This is a genomic window from Oleispirillum naphthae (assembly GCA_027864655.1).
Taxonomy (GTDB): domain Bacteria; phylum Pseudomonadota; class Alphaproteobacteria; order Rhodospirillales; family Rhodospirillaceae; genus Oleispirillum; species Oleispirillum naphthae.
Map to the genome: position 1 here is coordinate 61603 of JAQAZG010000003.1, position 12029 is coordinate 73631.

Sequence of the window (12029 nt, forward strand, 5' to 3'; positions counted from 1 at the left end):
AACCGGATCAGAAGTCGAGGTGGATACCCACCACACCGCCATAAGCCCCATCGTTGCTGTTGGCCGGGGTGACCGAATCGCCGTCCTTGTAGTCGGCATAGGCGACCTGGCCGAACAGATCGACGCCCGCGCCCAGGGCATACTTGGCGCCCACGGCATAGGTGTCGATGATGTCCTTGCCCTTGTTGTTGGTGGCGCCCTCGGCGGAGGACTTGCGGTAGTTCAGGGACACCGCATAGGGGCCTTCCGCATACATCAGGCCGGCATCCCAGGCAAAGCCGTCGGCCGACGCAGAGGCGGTGGACTCCGGAGCGTTGATGCCGCGATAGGCGCCGCCCAGGGTGAATCCGCCGTAGGTCAGGTTCAGGCCGACCGCCCAGTCGGAGGCATCCTTCGACGACTTGGTGCCGGCGGCGGCGTCATGACGGCCGTTCGCCATGGTGTAGCCTGCGGTGGCGAGAACGCCGACCGGGCCGAAGGTGTTGTCGTAGCTCAGGGTGAGCGCCATGGCTTCATCGAAGTCGGCGGCGCGGGTAACGGTTTCGGAAACCGCGGAGGCGTCGTCACCCACGGTGTTGTTGGACGGCGCATAGGACGCACCGGCCTGCACGCCGTAGAACTTCGGCGTGAAGTAGCTGAGCTTGTTGGCGTCGCCGTCGAAGCCGAGGTCGGTGATGTTGTCGGTCACCGCGGCGGGACGGGACAGGTAGCGCGGAATCGCGACGTCATCCACCTCGGTGTAGGCGGCATTCGGCGCGGCGGCGCGCATCAGGTACGCGGCGTTGTCTTCCGAACCGACGATCAGCTTGCCGTAGTTGCCCTCGATGGTCATGTAGCTTTCGTCGATATTGTCCCCGCCGGAGGCATCGCCGTCGGAGCCGGCTTCCAGTTCGACCTGGACGCTGATCTTCATGCCGTTGTCGAGAGTGGTCGAACCGACGAACCAGATTTCGGATTCGCCCTGCACGTCGAAGTTGTTGACGGCCGTGCCTTTCTTGAAGTCGCCGTCCTGGCTGGCGCCGGCCATGTAGTATTCCATGAAGCCGCCAAGCTTCAGCTTGATCGGATCCGACGCCTGGGCGGCGGAGGCCAGAGCGCTCGCCGCCAAAAGAGCGGACGTTCCAAACAGAATCTTTTTCATTACGCGTTCCCTCTTGATTGTCACCGGATCCCACGGCTACGGGTTCCTTCAGCCCAACATTGAGAAAAAATCATACGGCCGGACACCAGGCAATGCCGATCAACGCTTATCGACATTTCCATGGCGGTGTGTGCTTAAAATATCACACATTTTTAATCAAAAACCGCTCCTGCCCAAAAAACGGGCGTTCGTTCGCGTGCCGCGCCTCCCGGCGCGCCGCCAAAAGCAACGGGGCGGCCCAAGGGCCGCCCCGCGCACGGTCGATCCGAGGATCGGCGATTAGAAGTTCAGGTGCAGACCGACGACGCCGCCGAAGGCGCCTTCGTTGTCGGTCTTGACGGTCGCAAGCTCATCCGAGGAGTCGAGGTACGCCACCTGACCGAACAGGATGACGCCCGGGCCCATGGTGTAGCTCGCGCCGACGCGCCACGCATCGACCTCGTCGTCACCGGCAGTCGTGCGGGAGCCGACCACGGTGGAGTTGAGGTAGTTGAGGGACACCTTGTACGGGCCCTCGGCGTACATCACGCCGGCGTTCCACGCCACGCCGTCGGTCGCGGCATAGGCGGTGTTCGCGTTGGCGATACGGCGCTTCGCGCCGCCGCCGACGGTGAAGCCCTGGTAGGACACGGCCAGACCACCGGCGAATTCCTGGATCTCGGTGTCCTGGTTGTGGAGGGCCGGGGTGACGCGGCTGGCGGTCGCATCGTCGATGGTGATGTAGCCCGCGGAAGCCTGCACGCCGACGCCGGAGAAGGTGTTGGCGTAGGTCAGGCTGAAGGACCACGCGTCATCGTTGCCGGCGCGCTTCAGGATGTCTTCCGACGTGGCGGCACCGTCGAGGCTGGTCCCGGAGACCGTGCCGCGGAAGGTGTCGTCGCCGCTGCCGTTGTTCGACGGGGTGTAGGAAACGCCGCCCTGCAGGCCGTAGAACTTCGGCGTGAAGTAGCTGATCTTGTTCTGGTCGCTGAGAGCGTTCAGCTTGGTATCCAGAACGGAGACGGTCGCGCCGGTCGGCAGGTAGGTGAACATGTCGCCTTCAGAGGACGCATAGGCGCCGCCCATCTCGGAGGCTTCCGGGGCGTCGATCTGCATCAGGTACGCCACGTCGTTCTCGGAGCCGATGATCGCCTTGCCGTACTTGCCTTCGAGAGTCATGTAGCTCTCGTCGATGACGTCGTTCTGGCCGCCGACATCGTTGTTGTTCGAACCGGCTTCCAGTTCGACCTGGACGCTGATCTTCATGCCGTTGTCGAGGGTGGTCGAACCCTTGAAATAGATTTCGGACTCGCCGGCCACGTCGAAGTTGTTGACCGCGGAGTTCTTCTTGTAGTCGCTGTCCTGGCTGGCGCCGGCCACCCAGTATTCCATGTAGCCGCCAAGCTGCAGCTTGATCGGGTCGGACGCCTGGGCGGTGGAAACGAAAGCACCAGCGGCGAGCAGCGCGGTGGTGCCGATAAGAATCTTCTTCATGTCTATCCCTCGTTCGATAGGACTGAATCGGTCCCGACCCCACTCGGCGGAACCATGCTCGCCGACAAGGAAGTCATGGCCGCCCCCGCCCCGTCAACGCGCAAGACCGCCTCGGGGGCGTTTCCCACCCCGTGTGTTGCCGTATGGCAACACTCGTAGGGGTCGGCGGGTCGGCGGTCGTCAAAAATCTCTTTCTTTTATAATGTGTTACGCCTGATATTTGTGGCGGCCCGCCTTAGTGTGTCTTTTGTGACACGATTACGCCACAGTGTGTGACATGTTCTCGCCATATATGGGGCGGGGTTTGCGGCGCTTCCGCTCATAAAACGGCGCGCCCCGCTCCGGCGTTCGGCCGTGCGGGCGGTTCCGTTCAACCTGCTGGATTTACGGGAAAAACCCCGCTGAAAAAGCAACGGGGCGGCCCAAGGGCCGCCCCGCGCACAGTCGATCCGAGGATCGGCGATTAGAAGTTCAGGTGCAGACCGACGACGCCGCCGAAGGCGCCTTCGTTGTCGGTCTTGACGGTCGCAAGCTCATCCGAGGAGTCGAGGTACGCCACCTGACCGAACAGGATGACGCCCGGGCCCATGGTGTAGCTCGCGCCGACGCGCCACGCATCGACCTCGTCCTCACCGGCAACGCCGCGAGCGGCGACCACGGAGGAGTTGAGGTAGTTGAGGGACACCTTGTACGGGCCCTCGGCGTACATCACGCCGGCGTTCCACGCCACGCCGTCGGTCGCGGCATAGACGGTGTTCGCGTTGGCGATACGGCGCTTCGCGCCGCCGCCGACGGTGAAGCCCTGGTAGGACACGGCCAGACCACCGGCGAATTCCTGGATCTCGGTGTCCTGGTTGTGGAGGGCCGGGGTGACGCGGCTGGCGGTCGCATCGTCGATCACGATGTAGCCCGCGGTCGCCTTCACGCCGACGCCGGAGAAGGTGTTGGCGTAGGACAGGCCGAAGGACCACGCGTCATCGAGACCGGCGCGCTTCAGGATGTCTTCCGACGTGGCGGCACCGTCGAGGCTGGTCCCGGAGACCGCGCCGCGGAAGGTGTCGTCGCCGCTGCCGTTGTTCGACGGGGTGTAGGAAACGCCGCCCTGCAGGCCGTAGAACTTCGGCGTGAAGTAGCTGATCTTGTTCTGGTCGCTGAGGCCGTTCAGCTTGGTATCCAGAACGTTCACGCCGGACGGCAGGTAGGTGAACATGTCGCCTTCAGAGGACGCATAGGCGCCGCCCATCTCGGAGGCTTCCGGAGCGTCAACCTGCATCAGGTACGCCACGTCGTTCTCGGAGCCGATGATCGCCTTGCCGTACTTGCCTTCGAGAGTCATGTAGCTCTCGTCGATGACGTCGTTCTGGCCGCCGACATCGTTGTTGTTCGAACCGGCTTCCAGTTCGACCTGGACGCTGATCTTCATGCCGTTGTCGAGGGTGGTCGAACCCTTGAAGTGCACTTCGGACTCGCCGGCCACGTCGAAGTTGTTGACCGCGACGCGATCCTTGTAATCGCCGTCCTGGCTGGCGCCGGCCACCCAGTATTCCATGTAGCCGCCAAGCTGCAGCTTGATCGGGTCGGACGCCTGGGCGGTGGAAACGAAAGCACCAGCGGCGAGCAGCGCGGTGGTGCCGATAAGAATCTTCTTCATGTCTATCCCTCGTTCGATAGGACTGAATCGGTCCCGACCCCACTCGGCGGAACCATGCTCGCCGACAAGAAAGTCATGACCACCCCCACCCCGTCAACGCGCAACGCCACAAGAAGGGCATTTCTGGCCCCGGGTGTGGCGCTGATGACACACTAATGCCTTAATGCCGACCAGCTTGCCGCGCCCGCCTTTTTTCTTCCGCGGCACAAAGGGCATTTTCCCGCTGGACGATCCGCTCGTGCCGCGACAAACTGTCGCGGCGTTTTCCGCTCGTTTTGGCAACCTTGACGATGGCGATATTCATGACCTTTTCCCGATCGGCAACCCGGTTCCGCGTGGCGGCGGCGTGTCTTGTGCTCGGCAGCCTTCTTTCCGGCTGCGACAGCCCGAACACCGAATACGCCTACCCCGAAAGCTACGGCAAAAAGATCTACCACCCCGGCGACAAACGGCCGGACAGCGTCTTCGGCAAGGAGGGGCTGGACATTTTCGGCCAATCCAAGAAGGACGCCAACCAGGGCGGCGGCGGCGGGCTGGGCATCAACAGCTTCCTGTGGCGCGCCTCGCTCGACACCATCAGCTTCATGCCGATCGCCTCGGCCGACCCGTTCGGCGGGGTGATCATCACCGACTGGTACGCCCCGGCGGAAACCCCGAGCGAGCGCTTCAAGCTCAACGTCTTCATCATGGGCCGCTCGCTGCGCGCCGACGGCTTGAAGATCGCCGCCTTCCGCCAGGTCAAGGACGAAACCGGAAACTGGGCCGACCGCCCGGTGGACGCGAACGTCGTCACCGACCTGGAGAACACCGTGCTCACCCGCGCCCGCAAGATGCGCATCGCCGCCCAGGCCGGCGCCACGGAGTAAACCCTCTTCCCTCCTTTGCCCGCCGGTCCCGGCCGTTCGGCCATGCGGGACCGGCGTGCGTCTATAAAGAATAAGACTGAAGAAAGGCTGGTATCGCGATCATGACGCGGATGGACGAACGCTACAATTTCCGCGAATCGGAACCCAAGTGGCAGGCCTACTGGGCGGAAACCGACGCTTTCGCCGCCGAGGCGGCCTCGGCCAAGCCGAAGTGCTACGTGCTCGAGATGTTTCCCTATCCGTCGGGGCGCATCCACATGGGCCATGTGCGCAACTACACCCTGGGCGACGTGATCGCGCGCTTCCGCCGCGCCCAGGGCTACAACGTGCTGCACCCCATGGGCTGGGACGCCTTCGGCCTGCCCGCGGAGAACGCCGCGATCCAGAACCGCGTGCACCCGGCGAAATGGACCCGCGAGAACATCAGCACGATGAAGGCGCAGTTCCAGCCGCTCGGCCTCTCCATCGACTGGAGCCGCGAGGTCGCCACCTGCGAGCCGGACTACTACCGCCACGAACAGAAAATGTTCCTGGACTTCCTTGCGGCCGGGCTCGCCTACCGCAAGACCAGCATGGTCAACTGGGATCCGGTGGAGCACACCGTGCTCGCCAACGAACAGGTGATCGACGGCAAGGGCTGGCGTTCCGGAGCGGCGGTGGAGCGGCGCGAGCTGGCGCAGTGGTTCCTCAAGATCACCGCCTTCGCCGACGACCTGCTGGAAGCCCTGGAAACCCTCACCGAATGGCCGGACCGCGTGCGCATCATGCAGCACAACTGGATCGGCCGCTCCGAGGGCGCACGGGTGTTCTTCGACCTGGTCGGCCGCGACGGCAAGCTCGAGGTGTTCACCACCCGCCCCGACACCCTGTTCGGCGCGTCCTTCTGCGCGATTTCGATGAACCACCCGCTCGCCAAGGAGCTGGCGGAGACCGACCCGGCGCTGCGCGAGTTCGTCTCCGCCTGCAATGCGGTCGGCACCAGCGAGGCGGCGATCGAAACCGCGGAGAAGATGGGCTACCGCACCCCCTTCTCCGTCGTCCACCCGTTCGACCCGGCGCGCACCCTGCCGGTCTACGTCGCCAACTTCGTGCTGATGGAATACGGCACCGGCGCGATCTTCGGCTGCCCGGCGCACGACCAGCGCGATATGGACTTCGCCCGCAAATACGGCCTGCCGGTGACCGCGGTGGTCGCCCCCAAGGACGAGGACGCCGCCGCCTTCGCCGCACAGCTGGAAGCCGGGGCCGAGGCCTTCACCGGCGACGGCGTGGCGATCAACTCGGGTTTCTTGAACGGCCTCGCCGTCGCCGAGGCGAAGCGCGCCGCGATCGGCCGCCTCGCGGCGGAAAACCGCGGCTCCGGCACGGTGCAGTTCCGCCTGCGCGACTGGGGCGTCTCGCGCCAGCGCTACTGGGGCTGCCCGATCCCGATGATCCACTGCCCGCACTGCGGCGTGGTGCCGGTGCCGGACGACCAGTTGCCGGTCCGCCTTCCCGAGGACGTGAACTTCGACCAGCCGGGCAATCCGCTCGCCAACCACCCGACCTGGAAGAACGTCTCCTGCCCGGTGTGCGGCAAACCCGCGCAGCGCGAGACCGACACCTTCGACACCTTCTTCGAGTCCTCGTGGTACTTCGCCCGCTTCTGCGACCCGAAGAACGAGGGCGCGGCCTTCGACCGCGCCGCGGTGGACTACTGGCTGCCGGTGGACCAGTACATCGGCGGCATCGAGCACGCGGTGCTGCACCTGCTCTATTCGCGCTTCTTCACCCGCGCGCTCAAGACCTGCGGCTACCTCGGCATCGACGAGCCGTTCAAGGGCCTGTTCACCCAGGGCATGGTCTGCCACGAGACCTACCGCGCCGCCAATGGCGGCTGGCTCTACCCGGCGGAAGTGGAAAAGCGCGGCGAGCAGGCGGTGGAAATCGCCTCCGGCGCGCCGGTCTCCCTCGGCCGCTCGGAAAAGATGAGCAAGTCGAAGAAGAACACCGTCGATCCCGGCCACATCATCGAGACCTACGGCGCGGACGCCGCCCGCCTGTTCATGCTCTCCGACAGCCCGCCCGACCGCGACCTGGAATGGACGGAGGCGGGCATCGACGGCGCCTGGCGCTACATCCAGCGCCTCTGGCGTCTCGCCGCGGTCCCCGCCGTGCCGCTTGCCGAAAGCGCGGAGACCGCAAGCGTCTCCTTCGCCGGTTCGGCCAAGGAAACCATGGCGATGGCGCACCGCACCATCGCCGCGGTCACCGACGACCTCGCCAGGCTGCGCTTCAACACCGCGGTGGCGAAGCTGCGCGAGCTCTCCAACCAGATCGCCGCGACCAAGCCGGAAGACGCGGGCGCGCCGGCGGCCTACCGCTTCGCGCTGGAAACCCTCTTGCGCCTGATCGCACCGATGACCCCGCACATCGCAGAGGAAATCTGGCAGGCGCTGGGCCACCCGCAGCCGCTCTCCGCTGCCGACTGGCCGCAGGCGGACCCCGCCTGGCTCGCCGTGGACACGGTGACGCTCGCGGTGCAGGTCAACGGCAAGCTGCGCGCCACCCTCGAGGCCGCCGTCGGCGCAGACGCCAAGACGGTGGAATCCCTGGCCATGGCGCTCTCCGCGGTGCAGACTCACCTCGGTGGCCGCACGCCTAAGAAGGTCATCGTGGTGCCCGACAAGATCGTCAACATCGTCGGCTGACGCCCGCGAGGAGTCCGCATCCATGAGCACAGCCCGGTTCCGCGTCCCGCATCCCGTCCGCCGCGTCCTTCTCGGCGCGGCCGCCGCGGGCCTGCTTGCCGCGCTTGCCGGCTGCGGCTTTCATCCGCTGGATGCACGCGGCACCAACGCCGAGGCATTGCCGGAGCTGGCGCGCATCCATGTCGGCCTGATTCCCGACCGCACCGGCCAAATCATGCGGGGCGAGCTCTCCCGTCGGCTCAATCCGACCAGCGCCGACCTGCCGCCCGCCTATGCGCTACAGGTGAGATACACCGCCAACTCGGTGTCGCGCGGCACCCGCCTCGACGATTCGGCGATCCGCATCGACATCACCATCACCGCCGACTTCACCCTGACCACATGGTCGAAGGAAGACACGCCTTCCCGCATCCTGCTGGCAGGCACCAGCCTGGCGGTGGCGCGCAAGAACAACACCGATGCGCTCTATGCCACCTACGTCTCGGAAGAGGAAGCCACCGCCCGCGCCGCCCGCCTCGCCGCCGAGGACATCGCGCGCCAGGTCGCCCTCTATTTCAAATACCCGGACCGTTATCCGGAAGTCCTCCCGCCCGTCAAACCTGCCCCGGCATTGCCCCAGGGCCGCCCGGCAAGGCCCTGAAATCATGAGCAAACTTGCGGGCAGCGCCGCCGACTCCTTCATCCGGCGCCCCGACCCGGCGGTGCGCGCCGTGCTCCTCCACGGGCCGGACGAAGGCCAGGTGCGGGAGCGCGCGCTCACCCTCTCCCGCGCCATCTGCCCGGACCCGGACGACCCCTTCCGCGTCGCCGACATCCCGCCCACGGCGCTCAAGGACGACCCCGCCCGCCTCTTCGACGAATGCTCCGCGCTCGCTTTCGGCGGCGGGCAGCGGGTGGTGCGGGTTTCCGGCCTCACCGATGCGCAGGCCGCGCCCGTGCTCTCCTTCCTCGCCGGGCCGGTGGGCGAGGCGCTGCTCATCGTCACCGCCGGGGTCTTGCCGCCGCGCTCCAAACTCCGTTCCGGATTCGAAACATCAAAGGTGGGCGCAGCCCTTGCCTGCTATCCGCCGGAGGGCGCGCAGCTTCTCGCGGCGCTGCGCACAGCGTGCGCCGAGGCGGGGGTGACGCTCTCCCGCGAAGGCCTGGAGGAACTCGCCGCGCGGCTCGCCGACGATACCGCCTGCCTCAAGGCCGAGGTCGAGAAACTCCGCCTCTACCTCGGCAACGAAACCCGGCCGCTGACGCCGGAAGACGTCCGCGCCTGCTGCGGCGACCAGTCGGAACACTCGGTGTTCGAACTCGCCTTCGCCGTCGCCGACGGCGCGCAAAAAGCCATCCAGGGAATCTGCGACCGCCTCTTCGCCGCGGGCGACTCCCCCATCGCCATCCTGCGCGGCGTCGCCCGCCACTTCGACCGCCTGCTCCAGGCGCGCGGCGCGGTGGATGCGGGAACCCCTCCCGACCAGGCGATGAAGGAGCTACGTCCCGCCGTCTTCTTCAAGGACGCCACAACCTTCCGCCGCCAGCTCGGGGCCTGGACCGGCCCCACCCTGCTCGCCGCGCTCGACCGCCTCGTCGAGGTGGAGCGCCAGTGCAAATCCACCGGCATCCCCGCCAACCTCGTCACCCAGCGCGGCCTCATGGAAATCGCCGCCCTCGCCAACCGCACACGGCGGAGATAGGACCAGGGGTTTCACCCCTGGACCCCACCAAGGGCCTTGGGCCCTTGGATCCCATGACTTATCCACGCAAAAGGGGGATATTTCTATCCCCCTTTTGCGTGGATTAAACCGGGGTCGAGGGGTCCGTGACCCCTCGCGGGGGTACCGGGGGCGGAGCCCCTGGCCCTATCTCACCCCGGGCGGCCGAGGCGTTGCAGCAGGTCGTCCAGTTGTTCGAGGGTTTGGTACTGGAGGACGAGTTTGCCGCCCTGGCCCTGGGTTTCGATGATGACCTTGAGGCCGAGCATTTCGGTGAGGTCGTGTTCCAGGGCGCGGCAATCGGCGTCTTTTTCGCGCGGCGGCCTGGGGGTTTTGGGCTTGCCGCCGTGGCCCGCCTTGGCGAGGTGTTCGGCCTGGCGGACGTTGAGGCCTTTCTCGGCGATTTCGCGGGCAAGCGCGACGGCGTTCTCGACGCCGAGCAGCGCACGGGCATGCCCGGCGGTGAGGCTGCCGGCCTCCATCAGCTGCTTGATCTCGTCCGGCAGGGCAAGCAGGCGCATGGTGTTGGCCACGTGGCTGCGGCTTTTGCCCACCGCCCTGGCGAGGTCTTCCTGGGTGTGGTGGAACTCCTCCTGCAGGCGGCGGTAGCCTTCCGCTTCTTCCAGGGCATTGAGGTCCTGGCGCTGCAGGTTTTCGACGAGGGCGACTTCCAGGGCTTCCTGGTCGCTCATCTCGCGGATCACCACGGGGACTTCGTGCACCTGGGCGCGCTGTGCGGCGCGCCAGCGGCGCTCGCCCGCGATGATCTCGTAGATGCCGTTCATCCCCGGCGCGGGCCGCACCAGCAGCGGCTGCAACACGCCGCGCTCGCGGATCGAGGCGGCGAGGTCGTCGATCGCGGCCTCGTCGAACACCTGGCGCGGCTGCAACGGACTCGGGGTCAGCGCGGCGACCGGCAGGACCATCGGCCCGCGGGTTTCGGGTGCTTCGGGGGAAACCGGGTCATCCCCGAGAAGGGCGGAAAGGCCGCGTCCGAGGTTGCGGCGTTTGGTATCGTCGGTCATGCGGCGGCACTTCGTTCTTGTTTGAGGATTTCTCCGGCAAGGCGGATATAGGCCTGGGACCCGGCGCAGCGCATATCATAGAGCAGCGCGGGCTTGCCATGGGACGGCGCCTCGGAAATCCGGACGTTGCGGGGGATCACGGTCTGGTAGACCTTGTCGCCGAAAAAGCCGCGCACGTCGTCGGCGACCATGCCGGCGAGGTTGTTGCGGCTGTCGAACATGGTGAGCACGATGCCCTGGATTTCCAGGCGCGGGTTGAGCGCGCGGCGCACCCGTTCGATCGTCTTCATCAGGTGGCTGATGCCTTCGAGGGCGAAGAACTCGCACTGCAGCGGCACCATCACCGAATCCGCGGCGCACAGCGCGTTCAGGGTGAGAAAGCCGAGCGCCGGCGGGCAGTCGATGAGGATGTATTCATAGTCCAGCGCCGCGGCTTGCAGCGCGGCGCGCAGGCGGAACTCCCGGTCCTCCAGCGCCACCAGCTCCACCTCCGCCCCGGCGAGGTGCATATCCGCCGGAATCACCGACAGCATCGGAATATCGGTGGGCTGGACCGCATCGCGCGCCGGGATCATCCCGGCGAGCACCTGGTACGACCCCTTGGCCCGCTTGTTCGCGCCGATGCCCAGCCCGGTGCTGGCGTTGCCCTGGGGGTCGAGGTCGATCAACAGGACCGACTTCTGCACCGCCGCCAGCGCCGTGGCGAGGTTGATCGCGGTGGTCGTCTTGCCCACGCCGCCCTTCTGATTGGCGATCGCCATGATGCGGCGAAACGGCGGCTTTTCAGGCTGTTGATCCGGAGCCATGTTCTCGGGCCTCATCGATTTTCAGGATGACCCCATGCGGATCGGTGATGCTGGGGATTGTGTCGAACCGCAGTGTCCAAGTTTTTTCCGCGTCCGTCAATTCCGCCTGGACCCCCCGCCCCTTGGGAAACAGGCAGATCGTGCCGGAACGGCGGATTCCCGCAGAGAGTCGCAGCAGCTCGGCCACCGGGGCGAGCGCCCGGGCGGTCACCACATCGGCCTTGGGAGCCTCCACCGTCTCGATGCGCCGCGCCATCACCTCCACCGCAACCCCGCATGCCCGTGCGGAGTCGCGCAGAAAAACCGCCTTGCGCGTGTCGGACTCGACGAGATGCACCTCCCATCGTCCGAACAGGGCCAGAATCATCCCCGGAAACCCGGCGCCGGAGCCCAAATCCACGATCACCCGCGACTCCGCAGAAATCAGCGGCACCAGTTGCAGCGAATCGAGAATGTGCCGCTCCCACACCTTGGCCTCGGTGCTGCGGCCGATCAGGTTGATCGCCTTCTGCCACTTCGCCAGGTGCGCGGCAAATCGCGCGATTCGCTCCGCCACCGCCGCATCCACGCCATACCGCGGGTCCAGCGCCGCACACTTCGCGGCAATGTCGTCCGGATGTTTCACGTGAAACAGACTCCAAAAACCTTCCGGGGGGACTCGGTCCCTCCGGACCTTC

The 12029-nt window shown here is 66.1% G+C and carries 11 protein-coding genes; 4 read left to right on the forward strand and 7 right to left on the reverse strand.

What is annotated here, in order from left to right; genetic code table 11:
* Positions 1-7 precede the first annotated feature (7 nt).
* The 4 genes from O7R11_RS04705 to O7R11_RS04720 form a co-directional block, all read right to left on the reverse strand.
* Positions 8-1141, reverse strand: a complete 1134-nt coding sequence (locus tag O7R11_RS04705) for a porin (protein ID WP_337996335.1) — start codon at positions 1139-1141, stop codon at positions 8-10.
* A 279-nt stretch (positions 1142-1420) separates the two neighbouring features.
* Entirely contained in the window at positions 1421-2614 is a 1194-nt protein-coding gene (locus O7R11_RS04710; RefSeq protein WP_337996336.1) for a porin, read from the reverse strand.
* Between the two features lie 463 nt (positions 2615-3077).
* The gene (locus O7R11_RS04715) at positions 3078-4265 is read right to left on the reverse strand and encodes a porin (protein WP_337996337.1); all 1188 of its coding nucleotides are present in this window, start codon (positions 4263-4265) and stop codon (positions 3078-3080) included.
* A gap of 160 nt (positions 4266-4425) precedes the next feature.
* Positions 4426-4569 (reverse strand): hypothetical protein, encoded by a 144-nt coding sequence (locus tag O7R11_RS04720; protein ID WP_337996338.1) that lies wholly within the window; start codon positions 4567-4569, stop codon positions 4426-4428.
* On the opposite strand from O7R11_RS04720, the gene O7R11_RS04725 reads away from it, so the two are divergent.
* From O7R11_RS04725 to holA, 4 genes are all read left to right on the forward strand, one after another.
* Positions 4568-5131 (forward strand): DUF3576 domain-containing protein, encoded by a 564-nt coding sequence (locus tag O7R11_RS04725; protein ID WP_337996339.1) that lies wholly within the window; start codon positions 4568-4570, stop codon positions 5129-5131. The genes O7R11_RS04720 and O7R11_RS04725 overlap by 2 nt on opposite strands.
* 101 nt (positions 5132-5232) lie before the next feature.
* Positions 5233-7821 carry a leucine--tRNA ligase gene (leuS, locus tag O7R11_RS04730; protein ID WP_337996340.1) on the forward strand — a complete coding sequence of 863 codons (2589 nt, stop codon included), beginning with the start codon at positions 5233-5235 and terminating at the stop codon, positions 7819-7821.
* Between the two features lie 22 nt (positions 7822-7843).
* Entirely contained in the window at positions 7844-8461 is a 618-nt protein-coding gene (gene lptE / locus O7R11_RS04735; protein WP_337996341.1) for an LPS assembly lipoprotein LptE, read from the forward strand.
* A gap of 4 nt (positions 8462-8465) precedes the next feature.
* Positions 8466-9503: a DNA polymerase III subunit delta gene (gene holA / locus O7R11_RS04740; protein ID WP_337996342.1), complete on the forward strand. Its 1038-nt coding sequence runs from the start codon at positions 8466-8468 to the stop codon at positions 9501-9503.
* A gap of 170 nt (positions 9504-9673) precedes the next feature.
* On the opposite strand, the gene O7R11_RS04745 is transcribed toward holA, so the two are convergent.
* Genes O7R11_RS04745 through rsmG form a run of 3 tightly spaced genes read right to left on the reverse strand, consistent with a single transcriptional unit; the run spans position 9674 to position 11977 of the window.
* A complete protein-coding gene (locus O7R11_RS04745) occupies positions 9674-10546 on the reverse strand; it encodes a ParB/RepB/Spo0J family partition protein (protein WP_337996343.1) in 873 nt (290 codons plus the stop codon).
* Positions 10543-11352, reverse strand: a complete 810-nt coding sequence (locus tag O7R11_RS04750) for a ParA family protein (protein WP_337996344.1) — start codon at positions 11350-11352, stop codon at positions 10543-10545. The genes O7R11_RS04745 and O7R11_RS04750 overlap by 4 nt, the downstream gene beginning before the upstream one ends.
* The gene (gene rsmG, locus O7R11_RS04755) at positions 11330-11977 is read right to left on the reverse strand and encodes a 16S rRNA (guanine(527)-N(7))-methyltransferase RsmG (RefSeq protein ID WP_337996345.1); all 648 of its coding nucleotides are present in this window, start codon (positions 11975-11977) and stop codon (positions 11330-11332) included. Before rsmG ends, O7R11_RS04750 begins: the two co-directional genes overlap by 23 nt.
* Positions 11978-12029: the final 52 nt, after the last annotated feature.